Genomic DNA, 22,833 nt, shown 5'->3' with positions numbered 1-22,833 from the left:
ATGAACGCACCTGTCGTGATCATTGGTACCGGGCTGGCCGGCTACAACCTCGCTCGCGAATTTCGCAAGCTGGATGGCGAGACGCCGCTGTTGCTGATCACCGCCGATGACGGCCGTTCGTACTCCAAACCCATGCTTTCCACCGGCTTTGGCAAAAACAAGGAAGCCGACGGACTGAGCATGGCCGAGCCGGGCGCCATGGCTGAGCAGCTCAGGGCCGAGGTACGCACGCACACCCGCGTCAGCGGCATCGATCCGGGTCATAAGCGTGTGTGGATCGGCGAGGAAGCGGTGGCCTACCGCGACCTGATTCTGGCCTGGGGGGCGGAAACCGTCCGCGTGCCGGTGGCGGGTGATGCTTGCGAAGCAGTATTCCCGATCAACGATCTTGAGGATTACGCGCGTTTCCGCGCCGCAGCAGCCGGCAAGAAGCGGGTGTTGATCCTCGGCGCAGGCCTGATCGGCTGTGAGTTTGCCAACGATCTGATTTTGGGCGGCCACGAAATCGACCTCGTTGCGCCATGCGAGCAGGTGATGCCGACATTGCTGCCTCCTGCGGCCGCCGCCGCATTACAGGCCGGGCTGGAAAGCCTGGGCGCGCGTTTTCACCTCGGGCCTTTGATGACTCGGCTTGATCGTGCCGACACCGGGCTCGAAGCGCACCTGTCCGATGGCGAGGTGCTGCATTGCGATCTGGTGGTGTCGGCCATAGGCCTGCGTCCTCGCACTGATCTCGCCGCAGCGGCGGGCCTGGAAGTCGGGCGTGGCATTGTGGTCGACCGGCATTTGCAGACGTCCCACGCAAACATCTACGCGCTGGGCGACTGCGCTGAAGTGGATGGGCTGAACCTGCTTTACGTCATGCCGCTGATGAACTGCGCCCGAGCCTTGGCGCAGACCCTCGCTGGTACACCCACAGCCGTCAAATATGGCCCAATGCCGGTCACGGTGAAAACGCCGGTTTGCCCGCTGGTAGTGTCCCCGCCGCCCAAGGGCTCGGAAGGTGTCTGGACCGTGGAAGGTGAGGGCGCCGATATCAAGGCGTTGTGCTGCGACAGCGACGGCAACCTGCTGGGTTACGCGCTGACAGGCGCTGCGGTGATGGACAAGCTCGCCCTGAACAAGGCTTTGCCCCCGCTGCTGGCATGATTAACAGTCGTTCTGTCGGATAAGCCATCTTTTAGTTGAAACAAACGTGGTTCACGTACTGGCGCGGGCCCCGGTGGCGTGCCATTCTCAATCCGGTCTGCCGCAACGTAGAGCTGTTGCGGCACCTGCTCGCTGTCCGCAAGGGCTGCACGGGACATAAAAACAAAAAACCGTAAAAGAGGCTTCATATGCGTAAACCAGAACTCGCAGCGGCTATTGCCGAGAAAGCAGATCTCACCAAAGAACAAGCCAATCGCGTCCTCAACGCCGTGCTCGACGAAATCACCAACGCGCTGCACAAGAAGGACAGTGTCACACTGGTTGGCTTCGGCACTTTCTTGCAGCGCCATCGTGGCGCCCGCACCGGTAAGAACCCTCAGACCGGTGAGCCCGTCAAGATCAAGGCCAGCAACACGGTGGCGTTCAAGCCGGGCAAGTTTCTCAAAGACAGCGTTAATCCGGACGCGGCAAAGCCAGCGAAACCAGCCAAGCCGGCAGCAGCCGCCAAAGATGCCAAGCCAGCCAAGGCCGCAGCGGCCAAGGCACCCGCAGCAAAGAAAAAGTAATTCGCTGAGCGCTCTGCGGGGGGCGAGCAGCGCGGAAATGGGCATGCCGATCAGTCGGCATGTCCATTTTTTTATGCCCGATGAATCAACCGTGCTGGACCTGTGCGCTTCGTCCAGTCCGCCACTTTGCGACTGACCGGTTCTGCTTGTTCACCGGTCAATCAAGCTCGCTACACTGCGCCTGGTCACCCAAACTGCCGCTGACCCCATGAGGCCCACGCATGAAGTTTCGTTTTCTACTCTGGATATTGGGCCTGTTGATGGCCCGCGCCAGTCGCAATAATCCCGCGTTTCAACAGCAACTTGCGGGGAAGGATCTGGCGTTCCAGTTGCAGACGGCTGACGGCAAGATCGCCAGGCATTTCATCGTGCGCGATCAACGCGTGAAGAGCCGCGCCGGCACCTTCGCGGCGCCTGCTTTCGTGATTTCTTTCAAGGATGCCGACTACGGCTTCGCCACCCTGCAGGCTCGGAACAAGCAGCTCGCGTTCATGCAGGGCATTCAGGACAAGAATATCGTGGTGACCGGCAACGCTGGCCTGGTGATGTGGTTTCAGGGGCTGACGAAGTATCTGAAGCCGAGGAAGAAGAAGTAGTCCTCCCCGGACACTTCCGGATTAACTGAACTGCGAGGCCAGTTCGCGCAACAGCACTTCGGCTTCCAGTACTTTCTTCACCACGTCCTGAGCTTTCTCGCGGGACAGCTTCAGGCGTTCGAGCAGCTCGTCCGGAATACTTTCCAGCGGGCCTGAGCCAATGCCTTCCTTGCGCAGCAGCCTCACCGCCAGGCACACCAGGTTTGCATACTTGTAATGCTCGCCTGCGTAGTGCGGGTCGTGCTGGAAGCGCAGGGCGATGACCAGTTCCTCCGGCATGTCCCAGTTGCGCATCAGCCAGGAGCCGATCTGCTCGCGGCTGATGCCCAGCAGGTGCTGCTCGACATAGCTGTGATGCAGGTGCGGGTTGACTTCGATCTGGCGGCAGATCAGCGAAAAATGCGGCGGAAACACGTGCGCCAGCAGCAGATAGCCGAAGTTGTGCAGCAAGCCGGCGAGGTACGTCAGGCCACTTTCCGGGCGCTCGGCACGTGGCATGGCGCGGGTCAGGCCTTCGATGATCGCGGCTGTGTAGATCGACTGCTGCCAGTAAGGGGTTGCCTGCTGCGGATGATCCTTGGGCAGCGCCAGGGTTTTGCCCAGCGCCAGACCGAGCGCCAGATTGATCACCAGATCAAAACCCAACACGCGAACAATGGCATCTTCCACCGAGCGGATTTTGCCGGCTGAGCCGTAATACGGGGACGCCGCCCAGCTCACGACTTGTGCCGCCAATGCCGGATCGGTTTCCACCACGCCGGTGATGTCGTCGATGGTCGCGTCGGGATCGACACGCAGCTTGATGATCTTCTGCGCCGTGTCGGCCAACGGCGGGATTTCCACCGTGGACTCAAGACGCTGCTGGATGCGCCGGGCAGTGAAATTCTGAACGGCTTTGGTGATTTCCTCGCGGTCGTCATCGGGACGCGTGAGGTTGGGTGTGACGGAGGTCACCGGCTCGCCAAAGCGGGCAGCGCTGGCCTTGGTCAACAGCGTCTTAAATTCCTCGCTGCTGATCTCCAGCAAGAGGCCTGGTTCACCAGAATCGATCAGCACGGTATTGCCGGACAGAATCCGCTCTTCATACAGGCAAGGCGAGCTGGTCAGCGAAGGCAGGCCGGGCAACGTGCCCAGTTTATGTTTTTGCAGCATGAGTTCGAGCGACTCTTTCGGAACCGCTTTCAACTTGCGGCCGGTCAACTCGGTAACACGATTGAGGTCGAGCAATTGGTTTTGTGGAAACAGGATGAACAGCGCGCCAACGGAGTCGTCGACCAGAATGGCCTGCACTTTTTGATCAAGCGGAAGAGACTCGTCATCAGTCACTTCACGGAAGTTGATGGCAGCTTTGCCCAGCAACTGCCGAATGATAGAAGGGCAGTGTGGGGTTGCGTCGATGTGGGCAACTTCTGTCATGGCCTGTATCCAGATTCCTACAATCGCTGAAGTATAACCAGCTTAGTTGTTATAGAGGTGAGACACCCTGTTATTGCGTTGACTGCTTCACACTTGGCCGTATTGCTGGCCATGGCGCAGCCAGCGCTCCAGCAGGGGACTGACATGTTGGGGCCAGCGCTCAAGCAGCGCCTGCGCCGCGTCCCTGACCGCTGGCAGCAAATCTGCATCGCGCATCAGGTCAGCAACCTTGAATTGCAGCAGTCCTGTCTGGCGCGTTCCGAGCATCTCGCCCGGCCCACGCAGCTCCAGATCCTTTTCTGCAATCACGAAGCCGTCGTTGGTTTCACGCATGATGCCCAGCCGCTGGCGACCGATCTGCGAAAGCGGGGGGTGATACAGCAGCACGCAATGGCTGGCCGCGCTGCCCCGGCCGACCCGACCGCGTAATTGATGAAGCTGCGCCAGGCCCAGGCGTTCCGGGTTTTCGATGATCATCAGGCTGGCATTGGGGACGTCCACGCCGACCTCGATCACTGTCGTGGCGATCAGCAGATTCAGGTTGCCCTGCTTGAACTCGCCCATGACGGCGGCTTTTTCGGCGGGCTTCATGCGCCCGTGAATCAAGCCGACCTTGAGCTCGCCCAGCGCGCTGGTCAGTTCCTCGAACGTCGTTTCAGCGGCCTGACACGTCAGCTCCTCGGACTCCTCGATCAGCGTGCACACCCAATACGCCTGCCGGCCTTCGGCGCATGCATTGCGTACGCGCTCGACCACTTCGATGCGCCGGCTGTCGACCACCAGAACGGTATTCACCGGCGTACGCCCGGGGGGCAGTTCGTCGAGAATCGACGTGTCGAGGTCGGCGTAGGCGCTCATCGCCAGGGTGCGCGGGATGGGGGTGGCGGTCATGATCAGCTGATGCGGACACATCAAGCCGCCGACGCCCTTCTTGCGCAGGGCCAGGCGTTGCTGAACGCCGAAACGGTGTTGCTCGTCGATGATGACCAGCGCGAGGTTCTTGAACTGCACCTCGTCCTGGAACAACGCGTGGGTGCCGACGACCATGGGCGTACCGCCGGCGATCTGCGCCAGTGACGCCGCGCGGGCCTTGCCCTTGAGCTTACCTGCAAGCCAGGCCGTCTCGATGCCGAGTGGCTCCAGCCAGCGGGTGAAATTGATGAAGTGCTGTTCGGCGAGGATCTCGGTGGGCGCCATCAGTGCGACCTGATAGCCCGCTTCGAGGGCCTGCAAGGCCGCGAGTGCTGCCACGACCGTCTTGCCTGCGCCTACGTCGCCCTGAATCAAACGCAGCATCGGCTCGTGCAGACTGAGGTCGTAGGCGATCTCGTTGCCGACGCGCTGCTGCGCACCCGTGGGCGGGAATCCGAGGTTCGCGAGGAATTTCTTCGGCAGGCGTTTCGCCGGTGGCAGTGCAGGTGCGCGTTGCGAGCGCAGGCTTTCACGCAGGCGTTGCTGGGAAAGCTGGTGTGTCAGCAGCTCTTCGAATGCCAGTCGGTGCTGCGCCCAGTGATGGCCCAAGGCGAGCTCTTCGACGTCAGCATCGGCAGGCGGGTTATGCAGGTAATGAATGGCGTCAGCCAGGGGCGCGAGTTGATAGTCGCGCGCCAGCTCATCCGGCAGCCAGTCAGGCAGGCTCTTCGGGCCAAGCATTGACAGGCTCTGATGGCACAACTGCCGCAGGCGCTGCTGGGTGAGGCCTTCGGTCGTGGGGTAGATCGGCGTCAGTGTCTGCTCGACGGCCACCGGCTCGTCGCCGGTGATCGCGCGGTATTCCGGGTGGTAGATCTCAAGGCCTGAGGCACCGGGCCGGGCTTCGCCGTAACAGCGCACGTGGGTACCGCGCTTGAGGCCGTCCTTTTGCGCGTTGCTGAAGTGGTAAAAGCGCAGGCTCAACACGCCGGTGCCGTCGCCCATCCTGACCAGCAAGCTGCGGCGCTTGCCCATGACCACGTCAGCGCCGCTGACCACACCTTCGATCACGGCGTCCTGGCCCGGACGCAATTCGCCGATGGGCACAACACGAGTCCGGTCCTGGTAACGCAACGGCAGGTGAAACAGCATGTCCTGAATGTTCTCAAGACCGACTTTCGCCAGCTTTTCAGCCATTGCCTCACCGACGCCTTTTAGCGCCGTGACCGAGACATGAGACAGCTCCGTCATACCGTCCCTTAACTCGCTTCAGCCTGAGCTTTAGGACGAGCGACGGAACACAGACGGATCGAGTCAGCGAGGATTTCGATGGCTTTCGGACGCGGGAAGCTGGCACGCCACGCGATTGCCACGGTGCGGAATGGCACCGGCGGCGACAGCGGACGGACCTCGATCACGCCGGGCGCGTAGTGATGGCTGTCGACGGCGGACATCGGCAGGATGGAAATACCCAGCCCCGACGCGACCATGTGCCGAATGGTTTCCAGCGAGCTGGACTCCACGGTGGTGTGCTTGGCAGCGTCGCCGCCCTTGACCAGCGTCGGGCAGGCTTCGAGCACCTGATCGCGGAAGCAGTGACCTTCGCCGAGCAGCAGCAGGCTCTTGTCGTTCAGCGCCGAGGCATCGATGGTCTTTTTCTGGGTCCAGGGATGATCGGCCGGCATCAGCACGTAAAACGGCTCGTCGTACAGCGACAGCGTCAGGACATCGGCCTCGTTGAACGGCAGGGCGATGATGATCGCGTCGAGCTCGCCATTGCGCAGCTTGTCGCGCAGCACGTGGGTGAAGTTTTCCTCGATGTACAACGGCATCTGCGGGGCGACCCGGTGCAGTTGCGGAATCAGGTGAGGAAACAGGTACGGGCCAACGGTGTAGATCGCGCCGACTTTAAGCGGCGCGGTCAGTTGATTCTTGCCGGTCTGGGCCAGTTCGCGAATGCCCTGAGCCTGTTCGAGAACCTTCTGCGCCTGGGCCACGATGCCCTCGCCAACCGGGGTCAGACGTACGGCACTCTTGCTGCGCTCGAAAATCAGCACGCCGAGTTCATCTTCCAGCTTTTTTACGCCCACTGACAAGGTCGGCTGGCTGACGTGACAGCGTTCAGCGGCATGGCCGAAGTGCTGCTCTTGGGCGAGGGTAACGATGTAGCGCAATTCTGTGAGGGTCATAACGTGCGTCCATGAAGTTGCGGCCCCAGCATAGCGGGTGCAATCGATAGACGCACGTTATCAACCCGTCGCGGCTGACAAAATTCTGGTTTCAGCGTTTATCCAGGGAATAAACGAAGGGAGCGACCACTTCCAGCGACCCGTTCTTCAGCAATTCCGGCGGCGGCTTGGGCAATGGCTGCGCGCGGCGGATCATCTCCAGAGTCGCTCGATCCAGTGAAGCGCTTCCTGAACCGCCGGCCAGTTCATAGGACAGCACGCGGCCTTCGCCATCGACCACAAAGCGCAGCTTGCTGGTGCCCTGCATGCCCCGGCGTCGGGCGTCTTCCGGATAACGCTTGAACTTGCTCAGGTGACTCAGCAATTCACCCTGCCACGTCGGTAATGCATTGCTCGGTGGCGTGGGCGGAGCGGGTTGCGGCGACGCCGACTTCTCCGGTTTGGCGTTGGACGGCGGTGCGTCCAGCGGCTTGTCGTCGGCTGGCTTTTCTTCCTTCGGCGGCTCGACCTTCTTCACAGGTTTTGGCGGCTGTGGTTTGGGTTTGGGCTTGACCGGCTTGGGCACAGCGATTTCGGCCTTGGGCGCCTCGGCGACTGGCGGAATTGGCAGCTGTTCTTCAGGCGCGGGCGGCTGCGGCGGTTGCACGACTTTTGGCGGTGGCGGCGGTGCAGGCTCTGGAACGGGCGCCAGCTCGACCATCATCGCCGCCGGGGGCAGCTCAATGGCCTGCGAGGAGGGCCAGCGCAATGCGACGACAATCGCCACGGCATGGACCGCCAGCACCAACAACAGACTACCGCTATAGCGCGTCAGCTTTTGGCGCGTATTGATCATTTCTTGCCGACCGTCTCGAGACCCACCAGGCCCACCTTCAGGTAGCCGGCGCCGCGCAGGGCATTCATGACGTCCATCAGGTCGCCATAGTCGACGCCTTTGTCAGCCTGGAAGAAGATCGTGGTGTCTTTCTTGCCCTTGGTCCTGGCATCCAGCACCTGACCGATCCGCTCGCGGGCCACTTTTTCATCGCCCAGGTACAGGCTCTGATCAGCTTTCACGCTCAGGAAAATCGGTTTTTCGGGCCGAGGCGCCGGTTTGGCGGTAGAGGCGGGCAGGTCGACCTTGATGTCCACGGTTGCCAGCGGTGCGGCAACCATGAAGATGATCAGCAGGACCAGCATGACGTCGATGAACGGCGTCACGTTGATTTCGTGGTTCTCGGCGAGATCGTCATCGCCTTCCTTCAAATGCAGGCCCATGGTTTACCCCATCTTTACCATGTGCGGCGGTTGGTTGCGCTCGGCCGCAGGCTGGTGATCCAGATCGCGGCTAACCAGCAACAGAACCTGCGCCGAAGCGTCGGACACTTGCGCCTTGTAACCGGCAATGGAGCGGGCGAAGACGTTGTAGATGACCACGGCAGGAATCGCGGCAACCAGGCCCAGCGCGGTGGCCAGCAAGGCCTCGGCGATGCCCGGCGCTACAACGGCCAGGTTGGTGGTCTGGGTTTTGGCGATGCCGATAAAGCTGTTCATGATCCCCCAGACGGTACCGAACAGGCCCACGAACGGCGCAGTCGAACCGATGGTCGCCAATACACCGGTGCCCATGCTCATGTTGCGGCCGCAGGCGGCGACCAGGCGTTCAAGGCGGAAAGCAACGCGCTCCTTGATGCCTTCGCGCTCGCGGGTGTTGACCGACAGACGCATCTCTTCGAGTGCGTCATGCACCAGCAAGTGGGAAAGGGTGCCTTCTTTTTTGGCCCCTGCGCTGGCTTCGTCCAGATTACGCGCGCGTTTCAGCGCAGCGATTTCGCTTCGCAGACGACGTTTGGCGCCGAGCAGTTCGAAGCCCTTGGCGATCCAGATGGTCCAGGTGATGACCGATGCAATGGCCAGACCGATCATCACGGCTTTGACGATGATGTCCGCGTTCTTGTACATGCCCCATGGCGAGAGATCGTGGGACATGCCCAGGCTGTTATCTTCCGCCGCGGGGTCGAGCGACTCAGCTGGAGCAGAAGCCGGGGTCAGTTCTTGAACGCCTGGCGCTGTAGCGGGGTCAACCGGTGTAGCGGCTGGCGCCTCGGCTTGTACGGCGGGTTTTTGTGCAGGAGCGTTGGCGTCAGCGAGCGCTACAGGCGTCAACATCAGGCTGAACAGCAGCGCGGCAATGGCGCGTCCAGCACGTGGCAGACCTCGAGTGGCAATTGACGAAGCGGGGATTTGAATAGATGTCATGCTGGCCCGACCTGATATGAAATAGGTGTTCGTTCTGAGAGCGTCACGCTGGCGCTAGGCGAGCGGAGGAGAACAAAGGGCCGTTATTATTGCAAGTAATTCTTGTTAACAAAAGTAAGAGCGTCTCTTTTTTCCTGAGAATGCTTCCCAATGGTCGGTTTCATAGCCCGTTTTACGGGCTGAAATTCAATAAGTGATGTGGAGATTGGACATGTCAGCGCCATCCGTTTTGATTGCTGGATGTGGCGACATCGGGAGCCGATTGGCGTCCCAGCTGTTGCCTGATGACTGGACGGTGTACGGCCTGCGCCGCTCCGTTGAGAAACTGCCTGCAGGCGTGCTCGGCGTCAGCGGCGACCTGTTCGACGCCCGCATTCCCGCGCACTGGCCGGAAGGCCGGCTCGATTACCTGGTCTACTGCGCCACACCGACTGACCGGGATGAAGCGGGTTACCGCGCGGCTTATGTTGAAGGCCTCCGGCACGTACTGGGCTGGAGCGAGCGCAGCGGCCAGAGACCCAAGCGGATATTTTTCGTCTCCAGCAGCAGCGTTTATGGTCAACAGCAAGGCGAGTGGGTCGATGAAACGTCACCCGTTGAAGCCACCGGTTACTCGGGCCAGGTTATGCGCGAGGCAGAGCAAGTGGCCTTGGACAGTGGGGTGCCAGCGACCATTGTCAGGTTGACCGGAATTTACGGTCCGGGCCGCAGTGACCTGATGAACCGGGTACGTCAGGGCTACACCGTTGCAACCAACCCGCCGCTGTATGGCAACCGCATTCATGCCGATGACGCCGCCGGGCTGCTGGCGTTTTTGCTGCGAGCAGCATCGGACGAGGTGGCACTCAAAGACTGCTATATCGGCGTCGACGATGCACCCGCGCCGCTGGCCGAAGTGGTCGACTGGATGCGTCAGCGTCTGGGTGTCACGGAGTGGTCGGATGAAAACAGCGTGCGCCGCACCGGGAGCAAGCGCTGCAGCAACGCCCGCGCCAAGGCGCTGGGCTGGACGCCGCGTTATGCGACTTATAAGGAAGGGTATGAGGCGATGCTGGTAGATCAGCCGAACTAGTTCGCGTTGGCGTCGATTCGTAGGACCGGCCTTAGCCGGGAAGGCGTCAGTCTTACAACCGGGACATTGAGGTTGTAGGTACTGGCCTCTTCCCCGGCTGAAGCCGGTCCTACCATGCGTACGCGATAGTCAGTTCTTCTCGAGCACCCAGCGCTGCTCACCCGGGCGAAGATCCGGCATTTCAGTTGCCTGGGCGTTATTTACCGCCTGGAACAACTCCAGCTGTTTGCCGTTGCGCACGAAGATCCACGGATTGCCGCGCTCGTTCTTCTCCAGCCACATGCTGTCGTACTCACCGCTCATGGCTGCGCAGTCGCCGGCGAGGCACAGCGCATAGCGATCATTGCCCGGCAGGCCGCTGACGCTGCCGTCTGGCAGGAACTCAACCGTGCTGCCCTGGCCTTCGCCATTGACGATGGTCCACTTGCCGCCGAGGTAGGCGGTGTAAAGAGCGCGCTCGAAACTGGTGCCGGGTTGGGCGCCGGCCGGCGGTGCTTCCTTGGGCGTGCGGAAATGTTGCTCGGGGCCCGTGTCGCTGGCGCGCTGCACCAGGTCATCACCCTTGATGGTCAACTCATCGGACGCATTGCCGTAAAAGTCGACACGCAACTTGCCGTCGGCATTGCTGGCGATCTTGCCTTCACTCAGCTCGAAGCCGTTGGAAGCAGTGGCCTGTCCGGCCTTGGTGTTGATGTTCCATTCAAGATTCGGGCCGTGAGCCAGCAGGGCCTGCCGAAGGTTACCGCCTTGGGCTGCGGCGTCGATGGCGGCCTGATTGATCCAGGTACCGTCCGGGCTTTTGTCGGAGTGGCTGGCGCAGCCGCTGAGCAGTGCGACCAGCAGCGGGAGGGCAAACGCAACACGCATGGGTGGAGTCCTTCCTTTTCTGAGGAGGCGGAACGGGCTTGCGCTCCGCACCGGGATTTACTCGATGACCAGAATGGCGTCCATTTCGACCTGCGCGCCACGCGGCAGCGCCGCAACGCCAATGGCGGCGCGCGCCGGGTACGGCTGCTCAAAATACTTGCCCATGATCTCGTTGACCTTGGCGAAGTGGCTCAGGTCGGTGAGGAAGATATTCAGTTTGACGATGTCCTTGAACGAACCGCCTGCAGCTTCGGCCACAGCCTTCAGGTTTTCGAAGACCTGAACGGTCTGAGCTTCAAAGCCTTCGACCAGCTCCATGGTCTTGGGGTCCAGCGGAATCTGTCCCGACATGTAGACGGTGTTGCCCGCCTTGATTGCCTGGGAATAGGTGCCGATGGCGGCAGGGGCTTTGTCGCTGGAGATGACGGTCTTGCTCATGAAAAACTCCTGTTTGCGGTTTGACTACGCGCGCATGCGGGTGATGCGGATCACGCCGGCCAGGGCGCGCAGTTTCTTGATCACGCGGGCCAGGTGCACTCGGTCGTGAACGCTGACCACCAGTTGGACCACGCTGATGCGACCATCGCGTTCATCCATACTGATTTTTTCGATATTGCCGTCCGCAGCATTCACGCTGCTGGCGAGCAGGGCGATCAGGCCGCGCTGGTGTTCCAGTTCGACGCGCAGCTCGACATTGAATTCGCCGGTGACGTCTTTGGCCCAGGACAGCTGAATGCACTTCTCGGGGTTGTGGCGGACTTCCGTGATGTTCCGGCAGTTGTCCAAGTGCACGACCATGCCTTTGCCCGCAGACAAATGCCCGACAATCGGGTCCCCTGGAATCGGCGTGCAGCACTTGGCGTAGCTGAGGACGAGGCCTTCGGTGCCACGAATAGCCAGAGGACCTTCTGCGTTCGGCAGTTGGTCGCCTTCACTGGCCAGCAATCGGCGAGCGACCACATAAGCCATGCGGTTGCCCAGGCCAATGTCCTCAAGCAGGTCTTCGATGACCTCGACCCGATACTCGGCAAGAATCAGGCGCACGCGCTCGGCCGGAATCTTTTCCAGCGTGCTGTCGAAGCCGTTGAGCACTTTGTTCAGCAGACGCTCGCCGAGATTGATCGATTCCGACCGGCGCTGCAGTTTGAGCGCATGGCGGATGTGCGTACGGGCCTTGCCGGTCACGACGAAGTTGAGCCAGGCCGGATTCGGACGCGCCCCGGGAGCACTGACGATCTCGACGGTCGAGCCGCTTTGCAGCGGTTCGGAAAGCGGGGCCAGCCGACGATTGATCCGACAGGCAATGCAGCTGTTGCCGACGTCAGTGTGCACGGCATAAGCAAAATCGACCGCCGTGGAGCCTTTCGGCAGCTCCATGATCCGGCCCTTCGGCGTGAACACGTAGACCTCGTCCGGGAACAGGTCGATCTTTACGCTCTCGATGAATTCCAGCGAATTGCCCGCACGCTGCTGCATTTCCAGCACGCCCTTGACCCACTGACGGGCCCGCGCATGGGTGCTCTTCGGCTGTTCATCGCCAGACGACTTGTACAGCCAGTGCGCGGCGATACCGTTGTTGGCCATCTCTTCCATTTCGCGGGTACGAATCTGGATCTCGATGGGCACGCCATGCATACCGAACAGGGTGGTGTGCAGCGATTGATAGCCGTTGGCTTTCGGAATCGCGATGTAATCCTTGAAGCGCCCCGGCAGCGGTTTGTACAAATTGTGCACAGCGCCGAGCACGCGATAGCAGGTGTCGACCTTGTCGACGATGATCCTGAACGCGTAGACGTCCATGATCTCGTTGAAGGCGCGACGCTTGCCGCGCATCTTCTTGTAGATGCCATACAGGTGCTTCTGACGGCCGCTGACTTCGCCTTCAATACCGTCAACCGCAAGGCAGTGGCTCAGCGACTCTTCGATCTTGTTGACCAGTTCCTTGCGGTTGCCGCGCGCGCGCTTGACCGCCTGGCCGATGCGCGAGGAGCGCATCGGGTACATCGCCTTGAAGCCCAGGTCCTCAAATTCGATACGCACGCTGTGCATGCCAAGGCGATTGGCGATAGGGGCGTAGATTTCGAGGGTTTCTTTGGCGATGCGACGGCGCTTCTCTCCGGAGAGGACTTCCAGCGTGCGCATGTTATGCAGGCGGTCGGCAAGCTTGACCAGAATGACGCGAATGTCCCGCGCCATGGCCATCGCCATTTTCTGGAAGTTCTCGGCCTGAGCTTCGGCTTTGGTCTCGAAGTTCATCTGGGTCAGTTTGCTGACCCCGTCGACCAGTTCGGCCACCGTTTCGCCAAACTGTGCACAAAGCGCTTCTTTGGCGATGCCGGTGTCTTCGATCACGTCATGCAGCATGGCGGCCATCAGGCTCTGATGGTCCATGTGCATGTCGGCAAGAATATTGGCCACCGCCAGCGGATGCGTGACGTAGGCTTCGCCGCTGCGACGGCGTTGGCCGTCGTGGGCTTGTTCGGCGTAGAAGTACGCCCGGCGGACCAGATTGACCTGGTCTGCGCCGAGGTAGGTCGAGAGGCGATCGGCGAGGGCGTCTATGCTCGGCAAGATAAATCTCCTTGCCGAAGGCTGTGACCCTGCGCCTTGCTACGTCGACCAGGCATAGGCTTAGACGGCCTCGCTGGACTCGTCCTCGAATGCGGCGAACAGTGGTTCATCTTCAACGATTTCGGCTTCTGCGATAACAGCGTAATCCATCAGGCCTGCAGCGATTTCACGCAGGGCCACTACGGTAGGCTTGTCGTTTTCCCATGCCAGCTTTGGCTCTTTGCCACCGGTCGCCAGTTGACGCGAGCGCTTGGTGGCGAGCATGACCAGCTCAAAACGGTTATCTACATGTTCCAGGCAGTCTTCAACGGTCACGCGGGCCATGGGTATTCCTCGTAGCAAATGCGATATGCGCGGTGCCCGAATGGGCGAGCGGACTCGACAGTCTAAAAAATCACCAGCGTTTAGGGAAGCGCTGATTTTGAATGGATCGGTTTTGCTGCCTAAGAACCGGTCAGGCCAGCAGTTGAGCCAACAGCTCGGTGTGGCGCTGCTGTTGGTGTTCCTGGCTCAGCAAGTTGGCGCGGAAGATCGCTTTCAGGTCTTCGAGCGCCGTGGCGAAATCGTCGTTGATCACAATGTAATCGTATTCGGCGTAGTGACTCATCTCGCTGACGGCTTCGCGCATGCGGCCTTCGATAATCTCGTCGCTGTCCTGACCCCGATTGGTCAGGCGCTGGCGCAGCGCTTGCTGCGTTGGCGGCAGAATGAAGATCGAGCGCGCGCGGGGCATCAGTTTGCGAACCTGCTCGGCGCCTTGCCAGTCGATCTCCAGAATCAGGTCATGACCTTCGTCCAGCGTCTGCTGCAAACGGCTCTGCGAGGTCCCGTACATATTGCCGAAGACTTCAGCCTGTTCGAGAAAATCGCCGTGCTCGATCATGCGCACGAATTCGGCGCGATCGACGAAGTGGTAGTTCACGCCGTCCACTTCGCCCGGACGCATGGCCCGGGTGGTGTGGGACACCGACACGCGGATCTGCGGCTGAGCGTTGATCAGGGCGTTGACCAGACTGGTCTTGCCCGCGCCCGATGGGGCGGAAATGATGTACAGGGTGCCGGTGCTGTGGGTCATGTCGGAGGTGGCCTTACTCAATGTTCTGCACTTGTTCGCGCATCTGCTCGATCAACACTTTGAGGTTGACGGCGGCTTGCGTGCTTCGAGGGTCAAAGGCTTTGGAGCCCAGTGTGTTGGCTTCGCGGTTGAGCTCCTGCATCAGGAAATCCAGCCGGCGCCCGGCTTGCCCGCCGGCCTTGAGTACGCGGCGCACTTCAGTGACGTGCGTGCTCAGGCGGTCGAGTTCTTCGGCGACGTCACTTTTTTGCGCCAGCAGGACCATTTCCTGTTCCAGGCGCTGCGGATCGAGCTCGGCCTTCATGTCGGCAAAGCGATCGAGCACCTTTTGGCGCTGGGCGGCGAGCATTTGCGGCACGAGCGTACGCAAGGTCGCGACTTCAGTCTTGATCGCGGTGAGCCGTTCGTCGAGAAGCCTGGCCAGATCGGCGCCTTCGCGGGCGCGACCAGCCTTGAGCTCATCGAGCGCCTCGTTAAACAGGGCCAGGGCGTCGTTGTTCAGCGCTTGAGGGTCGGCAGCATCGGCCACCAGAACACCGGGCCAGGCCAGCACTTCGAGCGGATTCAGCGCGGCGGGCTGACTGATCAGGCTGGCGACAATCTCCGCTGCCGCGACCAGTTGCCCGGCGCGTTCGCGGTCAACCTGCAGCGGTTTGCCTGCGTTCTCTTCGGTGAAGCGCAGGGTGCATTCGACCTTGCCTCGGGAAAGGCCCTGGCGCAGCGCCTCGCGCACGGCGCCTTCGAGGTCACGAAATGATTCCGGCAGGCGCAGGTGAGGTTCGAGGTAACGGTGATTGACCGAGCGCATTTCCCAGCTCAGCGTGCCTTGTGGGCCGGCTCGTTCAGCGCGGGCAAAAGCCGTCATGCTGTGCACCATGGGAAGTACCTCTATAAATTCAGGCGTTTGCGGACAGCCGGTCCGGGATGAATCCCCGGCAAAGTATCGTCGGGAAACGACTGGCTATAAAGGCGCAGGATTGTAGCTCAGTGCAGGGTGTGCGCCCAAATGTGGCATTGTCGCAAGCGATGCGCGGCGTTGTGATCGTGCTGCCTGGCAGCGCAAACCTGCAGCGCCCGTCGTGAGCAATACGTCATTAGATGTCCCAAGCCGTGCCTGCACCTCTATAATGCAGACCGTTTTCCGTCTCCCAGTACAGGTATCCCAGATGAAACGTCCAAGTGGTCGCGCTGCCGATCAGCTTCGCCCGATTCGCATCACCCGCAACTACACCAAGCACGCCGAGGGTTCTGTGCTGGTCGAGTTCGGTGATACCAAGGTGATCTGCACCGTCAGCGTTGAAAACGGCGTTCCGCGCTTTCTCAAGGGGCAGGGCCAGGGCTGGTTGACAGCTGAATACGGCATGCTGCCTCGCGCCACCGGCGAGCGTAACCAGCGCGAAGCCAGTCGTGGCAAGCAAGGCGGCCGTACCCTCGAGATCCAGCGCCTGATCGGTCGCTCGCTGCGCGCGGCACTGGACATGTCCAAGCTGGGTGAAATCACCTTGTACGTCGACTGCGATGTCATCCAGGCGGACGGCGGGACGCGCACTGCGTCGATCACCGGCTCCATGGTCGCGCTGATCGACGCGCTGAAGTCCATCAAAAAGCGTGGCGGCCTCAAGGGCGGCGATCCGCTGAAACAGATGATCGCGGCAGTGTCAGTGGGCATGTATCAGGGCGAGCCGGTGCTGGACCTGGATTACCTTGAAGACTCCGCGGCCGAGACTGACCTCAACGTGGTCATGACCAGCGCGGGCGGTTTCATCGAAGTGCAAGGCACAGCCGAGGGGGCGCCGTTTCAGCCTGAAGACCTGAACGCGATGCTGGCACTGGCTCAAAAAGGCATGAACGAAATCTTCGAACTGCAGCAGTCGGCACTGGCCGACTGATCGGTTTCCATTGCGTCAGAGCACTACATCAAAACAGGGAAAGCATGATGATCGAGAGTCAGTCGCCGTTGCCAACGCCGAGTAAAGAAGTCCGTCAGTGGGCAATGCTGTGCCACTTCGCGGCGTTTTTCGGCCTGATCTTTCCGTTCGGCAATTTGCTGGGGCCGCTGATCGTCTGGCAGCTCAAGAAAGAAGTTGATCCGTACATCGATGCTCAAGGCAAGGAAGCCCTCAATTTTCAGATCACCGTCGCCATTGCCGCGATGATCTGTTTTTTGCTGATGGTGGTGATCATCGGCTTTCCGCTGTTGATGCTGGTGGGCGTCGGCGCGCTGGTGCTGACGATCATCGCGGGCGTGAAGGTCAATGACGGCGTCGCCTACCGCTATCCGTTCACCTGGCGGTTGCTGAAGTAAGCGCTTCCAGAGATATGGCGATGGCCTGATCTGCGGACAAACAAAAGCCGACTTCACGTCGGCTTTTTTTGAGCAACTGAACGTCAGATAGTGAGCGTCCAGTCGTAGTCCACGATCAGTGGCGCATGTTGCGAGAAGCGCGGCTGGCGTGGAAGGCGTGCACTGCGTACGAAACGGCGCAGGCCCGGGGTCAGCAACTGATAATCGAAGCGCCAGCCCAGATTGAGCATCTCGGCCTGTTCGTTATCGGGCCACCAGCTGTACTGATCGCCTTCGCGGCTGACTTCGCGCAGGGCATCGACATAACCCATGTTGCCAACGATCTCGTCCATCCACGCACGCTCTGGTGCCAGGAAGCCTGGAGATTGCTGACTGTCGCGCCAGTTTTTGATGTCCAGCTTCTGTTGCGCCACGTACAGCGAGCCACAGTAAATGTACTCGCGACGTTTGCGTCGCTGCTTGTCGAGGTACTTGCCGAAATCGTCCATGAGCTTGAATTTCTGATTCAAGTCTTCATCGCCGTTCATCCCGGAAGGGAGCAGCAAGGTCGCGATACTGACTTTGTCGAAATCTGCCTGCAGGTAACGCCCGTAACGGTCAGCCGTCTCGAAACCAAGACCGTTGATGACCGCCTTCGGTTGCAGCCGCGAGTAAAGCGCCACGCCACCCTGGGCTGGCACTTCGGCTTCGCAGGCATATAGGAAGTAGCCGTCCAGTTGGAAGGCTGGGTCGTCCAGTTCAAAGGCGGAGGCGCGGGTGTCCTGAAGGCAGATGACGTCGGCATTCTGGGCTTGCAGCCAACTGAGCAAACCACGCTCGACTGCAGCCTGAATACCATTAACGTTCACACTGATGATCCGCATAAATGGCCCCAAAAATCACGTGCGTGTATGATACCCGAGCTCTACCTAATTAGCTAAATCCGTGGTATTCGGGGCTTTTTTCATGCAGGCGTATCAACGCGATTTCATTCGTTTTGCCATCGATCGCGGAGTTTTGCGCTTCGGTGAGTTCACTTTGAAGTCTGGACGCACCAGTCCTTACTTCTTCAATGCCGGTCTTTTCAACAGTGGTTCCGCTCTTGCTCAGCTGGGCAAGTTCTACGCCGCCGCTGTCGTTGAAAGCGGTATCTCCTTCGATGTTCTGTTCGGCCCGGCCTATAAGGGTATTCCCCTTGCAGCGGCGACGGCCGTGGCCCTTGCCGAGCATCACAGCCTCGATCTCCCTTGGTGCTTCAACCGCAAAGAGGCCAAGGCCCATGGCGAAGGCGGCAGCCTGGTAGGTGCGCCGTTGACCGGCAATGTGCTGATCATCGACGACGTGATCACCGCAGGCACCGCCATTCGCGAAGTCATGCAGATCATTCAGGCCCAGAGCGCGAACGCTGCCGGCGTGCTGATCGCGTTGAACCGCCAGGAGCGCGGCAATGGCGAACTGTCTGCCATTCAGGAAGTCGAGCGTGATTTCGGCATTCCGGTGGTGAGCATCGTGTCGTTGAATCAAGTGCTGGAGTTTCTGGCCGACGATCCGCAGCTCAAGCAGCATTTGCCTGCCGTCGAAGCGTACCGGGCTCAATACGGAATCTGAGCCTCCAAAAGGATGCGGTTATGCTCAAGCTGGGCACGTTGGGTTTTTGTCTGTCGCTGGGTTTGGGTTGCATCGCGAGCGTTCATGCGGACGACGCGCCGGGCATCGTGCTGTATCGCTACGTCGACAGTCGCGGCGTAACCGTGCTCGATCGTCAAGGCGTGCCGCCGGAGTACGTCGGCAAGGGTTATGAAGTGCTCAATCAGCGCGGCCGCGTGGTGCAGACCATACCGCCTGCACCGTCCGCCGATGAGTTGCGTGATGCCCAGGCCGCCAAGCTGCAATCCGATGCCGATGCGCATCTGCTGCGGCTGTACAGCAGCGTTGAGGACGTCGACCGGGCGAAGAGTCGTCGACTCGCCGAACTCGATGGCCTGATCGTTGTGGCGCAAGGCAATATCCAGAATCTCGTTACCCAGCAAGGCACGCTGCAGACACAGGCAGCTGATCAAGAGCGGGCAGGGCACCCGGTGCCGAAGACGCTGCTGGATCAGATGGATGATCTGCGTGATCAGCAGCAGAACCTGAAAGTCGACATCCTGCGCTACCAGACGGCGCGAACCCAGGCCGAGGCCGAGTTTGCGCAAGATCGAGCGCGGCTGCAGAAGTTGCTCGGTCGGTGATCACCGCTCTTGGACGCCGCTAAAACGCGGCTGTAAAAAAGCCCCACCTGGCAGTGAGCCGCGTGGGGCTTTTTGCAGCCGCAATCAGTGACGCTTGCGATTGCTGATCAGCGTGCCGACGCCGGTATCGGTGAAGATCTCCAGCAGCACGGCATTCGGCACACGGCCGTCGATGATGTGCGAAGTGTTGACCCCGCCCTGAACCGCTTCCAGTGCGCAGCGAATCTTCGGCAGCATCCCGCCGTAGATGGTGCCGTCGGCAATCAAGCTATTCACCTGCTCGGTGGTCAGGCCGGTCAGCACTTTGCCTTCCTTGTCCATCAAGCCAGCAATGTTGGTCAGCAGCATCAGCTTTTCAGCCTTCAAGGCTTCAGCGACCTTGCCTGCCACCAGATCGGCGTTGATGTTGTACGACTCGCCATCCGCGCCCACGCCAATCGGCGCAATCACCGGAATGAAATCGCCTTTCACCAGCATGTTCAGCAGGTCGGTGTTGATGCCGACGACTTCACCCACATGGCCGATGTCGATGATTTCCGGCTTGAGCATGTCCGGGGTTTGGCGCGTGACGTTCATTTTTTTCGCGCGAATCAGCTGCGCGTCTTTACCGGTCAGGCCGATCGCGCTGCCGCCGTGGCGGTTGATCAGGTTGACGATGTCCTTGTTGACCTGGCCGCCGAGCACCATTTCCACCACGTCCATGGTTTCTGCATCGGTCACGCGCATGCCGTCGACGAAGTGGCTTTCGATCGACAGACGCTTGAGCAGGTCGCCGATCTGAGGGCCGCCGCCGTGAACCACGACCGGGTTTATGCCCACCGCCTTCATCAGCACGATGTCGCGGGCGAAGCCGGTTTTCAGCTCGTCACTCTCCATGGCGTTGCCGCCGTATTTGATAACAAGCGTCTTGCCGACAAAGCGTCGGATGTAGGGCAACGCTTCGGAGAGGACCTTGGCGGCATTGGCTGCGGCATCACGTTCGAGGGTCATTTGGGCTCCACTCAAAATAGGGTCAAAAAGGAAGTTCTAGATCCGGTGCTACGTGTTTCAACTGGGTGTGGAAAACATCCTTGATCCGTTGCAGCTCGAGCTCGGTTTCGGCCTCGAAGCGCAATACCAGCACCGGGGTGGTGTTGGACGCGCGAACCAGGCCCCAGCCTTTCGGATAATCAACCCGCACACCATCGATGCTGGTGAGGTTGGCATTGCCCCACTGGGCGTCGCGCTCCAGCGCTTCCATGATGCTGAACTTGCGGGTCTCGGTGACTTTGATGTTGATCTCGGGCGTTGAAAGATCGTTTGGAAAGGTCTGGAAAAGCTCCTCGGCGCTTAGTTTTTCCTGACTGAGGATCTCCAGCAGACGCGCCGCGCTGTAGATGCCGTCGTCGAAACCGAACCAACGTTCCTTGAAGAAGATGTGTCCGCTCATCTCGCCTGCCAGCAGCGCGCCGTTTTCTTTCATCTTCTTCTTGATCAACGAATGCCCAGTCTTCCACATAACCGGGCGGCCTCCGTATTCGTGGATCAACGGTATCAGGCGGCGTGTGCATTTGACGTCGAAAATCACGTCGGCCCCGGGGTTGCGCTTGACCACATCGCGGGCAAACAGCATCAGCAGGCGGTCAGGATAGATGATGGTACCGGTGTTGGTGACGACACCGACACGATCGGCATCACCGTCGAACGCCAGGCCCAGATCGGCACCGGTTTCCCGAACCTTGGCGATCAGGTCCTGAAGGTTCTCCGGCTTGCCAGGATCAGGGTGATGATTGGGGAAATTGCCGTCGACCTCGCAGTACAGCGGGATGACTTCGCAATTCAGCACTTCGATCAATTGCGGGGCGATGACGCCTCCGATACCGTTGCCGCAGTCCACCACCACTTTCATGCGCCGCGCGAGCACGACATCGCCAATGATCTGGCTGGCATAACGGTCGAGGATATTGACCTTGATGATGCTGCCTTTGGCGGACGGCAGGTCATTGGCCTTGATGCGTTCGTGCAATGCCTGAATCTGCTCGTCTGCCAGGGTGTCGCCGGCAATGACGATCTTGAAGCCGTTGTAATCCTTCGGGTTGTGACTGCCCGTCAGCATGACGCCTGTTTTGCCCGCCAACACGTGGGTGGCGTAGTACAGCGCCGGCGTGGGCACCAGGCCGATGTCGCTGACGTGGCAGCCGCTGTCGTGCAGGCCCTTGATCAGGTTCGCGACCAGCTCAGGGCCTGAAAGTCGCCCGTCGCGGCCCACCGAAACATGCGGCTCGCCCTGCGCCAGGCTTTCTGCGCCGACGGCTCGGCCGATCCAGTAGGCGGTTTCGGCGTTCAGCGTATCGCCAACAATGCCGCGGATGTCATAGGCGCGAAATATCGTCTCGGGAAATGGCGGGGCGCTGGAGACGCTGCTGCTCATGGCGCGGGAGGGCTCCGGCTGCGTGAGATCCTGGGGGTCATCGATCAAGTCGAGGTCAAGAATATCGGTGTCCTGGAACAGCGGGTCGGTCAACTGGTCTTCCTCCGACGCCACTGGCAGGCCCGGTGCAGGACCCTGCAGCGGTGCGCCGGATTTCGATGCTTGATCCGACGCAGCGCCCGTCGGACTATTGCGCAGCGAGAATCGCGCGAGGCTCTGGGCGAGCCCGTTCAACGCGGGCAGACTCATGCTGAAGGCTTTGACGGCCTTGCCCCCAGAGAGCTCTTGCAGCAGTTGCTCAAGCTGCCGCGCGTCAGCCGCGACCCGGCGCTTGAGCGCACTCTCGTTCAGATAGAGCGCTAGCAGCATTGCACCGGCGGCAACCAGCAAGGCGAGCAGCAGCATCAGCCAGGGCGTGGAGCCTTGTAGTGCTGTGCCGGCGGCAAAGGTCAGTTTCCAGTTGGGGTAGCCGGTAGAAAATTCTTGGGGACGGCTGCCATCGTCCTCGCCACGGGTGAGAAAAGTCTGCGCAGTGGCGGTACCGAACTGTTGCACGAGTACCACCTGACCCACATCGGTGGGGGTCTCGGGGAGTGCGGCGATCAGGCGCTGCGGATTGAACGCCAGCAGCAATGTGCCGGTGATCGGCGCGTCTGGTGACGTGCGCAGGGCGGCGGCGCTGTAGATCAGCCATGTGTCGCCAACCTTGCGCGCTTCGGGCGCCGGCATTTCACCCTTGCCGGCCTTGGCCAGCATGTCCAGCGTGGCGAAGCTGATCGGCAGAGCGCTTTGGGTGTCTACGCTGTTGAACCCCATAGGGTTGAGCCGTGCGCCCACCACGCCGTCGCGGTACCGCAGTTGGTTTTGCGCGCTTTCGATGAGCGACGGATTGCTGCTCGACAAGGCCTGGTTCAGCGCGGGGTCCATTGCAGCGGCCTGGGTGTCAGCGTTGATCTGACGCAGTGCCTTGTTGACGGCCCCGGCTTGCGCGCTGCCCCAGGCCTGAACCAGCTGCTCCTGTTGCTGCGGCTGGCTTTGAATGGCAAGCCACACCAGCACCATTGCCGCGATCAGGCCGATGAGTGCAGGAATGAGGCCGGGACTCGCCAAACTCAGATTGGCGTCTTTACTGAGCGCGTCGGTTGTTTCCGGAGCGGGGGTCACTTTGGCTGTGCGTTTGATGCCTTTCAAACTAACTCTCCCTGCTGGGTCGTCCTGACGCGTTCTTGTTGTGTGCGCACCGCTTAAAGCACGTCA

The 22,833-nt window shown here is 60.6% G+C and carries 22 protein-coding genes and 1 pseudogene; 8 read left to right on the top strand and 15 right to left on the bottom strand.

The annotated features are described in order from the left end of the window. The 3 genes and pseudogenes from SLW75_RS18100 to SLW75_RS18090 all read left to right on the top strand — a co-directional run bounded on the left by SLW75_RS18100 (position 1) and on the right by SLW75_RS18090 (position 2,311). Entirely contained in the window at positions 1 to 1,149 is a 1,149-nt protein-coding gene (locus tag SLW75_RS18100; RefSeq protein ID WP_410935083.1) for an NAD(P)/FAD-dependent oxidoreductase, read from the top strand. A 188-nt stretch (positions 1,150 to 1,337) separates the two neighbouring features. Next, positions 1,338 to 1,607: pseudogene (locus SLW75_RS18095) on the top strand (HU family DNA-binding protein); the annotation flags it as partial. A 329-nt stretch (positions 1,608 to 1,936) separates the two neighbouring features. Continuing rightward, entirely contained in the window at positions 1,937 to 2,311 is a 375-nt protein-coding gene (locus SLW75_RS18090) for an SCP2 sterol-binding domain-containing protein (RefSeq protein ID WP_410935082.1), read from the top strand. A gap of 21 nt (positions 2,312 to 2,332) precedes the next feature. On the opposite strand, the gene SLW75_RS18085 is transcribed toward SLW75_RS18090, so the two are convergent. From SLW75_RS18085 to exbB, 6 genes are all read right to left on the bottom strand, one after another. Continuing rightward, entirely contained in the window at positions 2,333 to 3,727 is a 1,395-nt protein-coding gene (locus SLW75_RS18085) for an aminoacyl-tRNA deacylase and HDOD domain-containing protein (RefSeq protein WP_065988214.1), read from the bottom strand. Between the two features lie 87 nt (positions 3,728 to 3,814). Continuing rightward, positions 3,815 to 5,890: an ATP-dependent DNA helicase RecG gene (recG, locus tag SLW75_RS18080; protein WP_410935081.1), complete on the bottom strand. Its 2,076-nt coding sequence runs from the start codon at positions 5,888 to 5,890 to the stop codon at positions 3,815 to 3,817. 8 nt (positions 5,891 to 5,898) lie between these two features. Next, positions 5,899 to 6,828: a hydrogen peroxide-inducible genes activator gene (locus SLW75_RS18075; protein ID WP_065988216.1), complete on the bottom strand. Its 930-nt coding sequence runs from the start codon at positions 6,826 to 6,828 to the stop codon at positions 5,899 to 5,901. Positions 6,829 to 6,919: 91 nt separating this feature from the next. Next, positions 6,920 to 7,663: an energy transducer TonB gene (locus SLW75_RS18070; protein WP_065988217.1), complete on the bottom strand. Its 744-nt coding sequence runs from the start codon at positions 7,661 to 7,663 to the stop codon at positions 6,920 to 6,922. Then, on the bottom strand, positions 7,660 to 8,085 hold the full coding sequence (gene exbD / locus SLW75_RS18065; protein ID WP_410935080.1) for a TonB system transport protein ExbD: 426 nt from the start codon (positions 8,083 to 8,085) through the stop codon (positions 7,660 to 7,662). Before exbD ends, SLW75_RS18070 begins: the two co-directional genes overlap by 4 nt. A 3-nt stretch (positions 8,086 to 8,088) precedes the next feature. Beyond that, positions 8,089 to 9,066, bottom strand: a complete 978-nt coding sequence (gene exbB / locus SLW75_RS18060) for a tonB-system energizer ExbB (protein WP_410935079.1) — start codon at positions 9,064 to 9,066, stop codon at positions 8,089 to 8,091. Between the two features lie 211 nt (positions 9,067 to 9,277). Between exbB and SLW75_RS18055 the strand changes: the two genes are divergently transcribed. Then, complete coding sequence (locus tag SLW75_RS18055) at positions 9,278 to 10,138, top strand: SDR family oxidoreductase (protein WP_410935078.1); 861 nt, start codon at positions 9,278 to 9,280, stop codon at positions 10,136 to 10,138. 129 nt (positions 10,139 to 10,267) lie between these two features. Here the strand turns inward: SLW75_RS18055 and SLW75_RS18050 are convergent, their stop codons facing one another. From SLW75_RS18050 to SLW75_RS18025, 6 genes are all read right to left on the bottom strand, one after another. After that, on the bottom strand, positions 10,268 to 11,005 hold the full coding sequence (locus SLW75_RS18050) for a hypothetical protein (protein WP_192130654.1): 738 nt from the start codon (positions 11,003 to 11,005) through the stop codon (positions 10,268 to 10,270). Between the two features lie 57 nt (positions 11,006 to 11,062). Next, entirely contained in the window at positions 11,063 to 11,443 is a 381-nt protein-coding gene (locus tag SLW75_RS18045; RefSeq protein ID WP_065988223.1) for a RidA family protein, read from the bottom strand. A gap of 24 nt (positions 11,444 to 11,467) precedes the next feature. Further along, positions 11,468 to 13,576 (bottom strand): bifunctional GTP diphosphokinase/guanosine-3',5'-bis pyrophosphate 3'-pyrophosphohydrolase, encoded by a 2,109-nt coding sequence (spoT, locus tag SLW75_RS18040; protein ID WP_065988224.1) that lies wholly within the window; start codon positions 13,574 to 13,576, stop codon positions 11,468 to 11,470. A gap of 60 nt (positions 13,577 to 13,636) precedes the next feature. Beyond that, positions 13,637 to 13,900, bottom strand: coding sequence for a DNA-directed RNA polymerase subunit omega (gene rpoZ / locus SLW75_RS18035; protein ID WP_025257879.1), 264 nt, complete (start codon positions 13,898 to 13,900; stop codon positions 13,637 to 13,639). A 130-nt stretch (positions 13,901 to 14,030) separates the two neighbouring features. Then, positions 14,031 to 14,651: a guanylate kinase gene (gene gmk, locus SLW75_RS18030; protein WP_065988225.1), complete on the bottom strand. Its 621-nt coding sequence runs from the start codon at positions 14,649 to 14,651 to the stop codon at positions 14,031 to 14,033. A gap of 13 nt (positions 14,652 to 14,664) precedes the next feature. Further along, positions 14,665 to 15,528, bottom strand: a complete 864-nt coding sequence (locus SLW75_RS18025; RefSeq protein ID WP_410928298.1) for a YicC family protein — start codon at positions 15,526 to 15,528, stop codon at positions 14,665 to 14,667. Positions 15,529 to 15,817: 289 nt separating this feature from the next. On the opposite strand from SLW75_RS18025, the gene rph reads away from it, so the two are divergent. Together rph and SLW75_RS18015 are read left to right on the top strand one after the other, a co-directional pair. Beyond that, the gene (rph, locus tag SLW75_RS18020; RefSeq protein WP_065988227.1) at positions 15,818 to 16,540 is read left to right on the top strand and encodes a ribonuclease PH; all 723 of its coding nucleotides are present in this window, start codon (positions 15,818 to 15,820) and stop codon (positions 16,538 to 16,540) included. Between the two features lie 47 nt (positions 16,541 to 16,587). Next, positions 16,588 to 16,956, top strand: coding sequence for a DUF4870 domain-containing protein (locus SLW75_RS18015; RefSeq protein ID WP_074885839.1), 369 nt, complete (start codon positions 16,588 to 16,590; stop codon positions 16,954 to 16,956). Positions 16,957 to 17,039: 83 nt separating this feature from the next. On the opposite strand, the gene SLW75_RS18010 is transcribed toward SLW75_RS18015, so the two are convergent. Then, entirely contained in the window at positions 17,040 to 17,819 is a 780-nt protein-coding gene (locus SLW75_RS18010) for an exodeoxyribonuclease III (protein WP_065988229.1), read from the bottom strand. 82 nt (positions 17,820 to 17,901) lie between these two features. On the opposite strand from SLW75_RS18010, the gene pyrE reads away from it, so the two are divergent. Then, positions 17,902 to 18,543: an orotate phosphoribosyltransferase gene (gene pyrE, locus SLW75_RS18005; protein WP_192130656.1), complete on the top strand. Its 642-nt coding sequence runs from the start codon at positions 17,902 to 17,904 to the stop codon at positions 18,541 to 18,543. Positions 18,544 to 18,563: 20 nt separating this feature from the next. After that, positions 18,564 to 19,166, top strand: coding sequence for a DUF4124 domain-containing protein (locus SLW75_RS18000; protein WP_244656895.1), 603 nt, complete (start codon positions 18,564 to 18,566; stop codon positions 19,164 to 19,166). 84 nt (positions 19,167 to 19,250) lie between these two features. On the opposite strand, the gene argB is transcribed toward SLW75_RS18000, so the two are convergent. Together argB and SLW75_RS17990 are read right to left on the bottom strand one after the other, a co-directional pair. Beyond that, positions 19,251 to 20,156, bottom strand: a complete 906-nt coding sequence (gene argB / locus SLW75_RS17995; RefSeq protein ID WP_065988232.1) for an acetylglutamate kinase — start codon at positions 20,154 to 20,156, stop codon at positions 19,251 to 19,253. A gap of 22 nt (positions 20,157 to 20,178) precedes the next feature. Continuing rightward, the gene (locus SLW75_RS17990; RefSeq protein WP_410935077.1) at positions 20,179 to 22,767 is read right to left on the bottom strand and encodes a phosphomannomutase/phosphoglucomutase; all 2,589 of its coding nucleotides are present in this window, start codon (positions 22,765 to 22,767) and stop codon (positions 20,179 to 20,181) included. Positions 22,768 to 22,833: the final 66 nt, after the last annotated feature.

It is taken from the genome of Pseudomonas sp. W5-01 (assembly GCF_046540435.1).
In the GTDB taxonomy this organism is placed as follows: domain Bacteria; phylum Pseudomonadota; class Gammaproteobacteria; order Pseudomonadales; family Pseudomonadaceae; genus Aquipseudomonas; species Aquipseudomonas graminis_B.
This window is presented reverse-complemented; position numbering and strand designations above follow the sequence as displayed.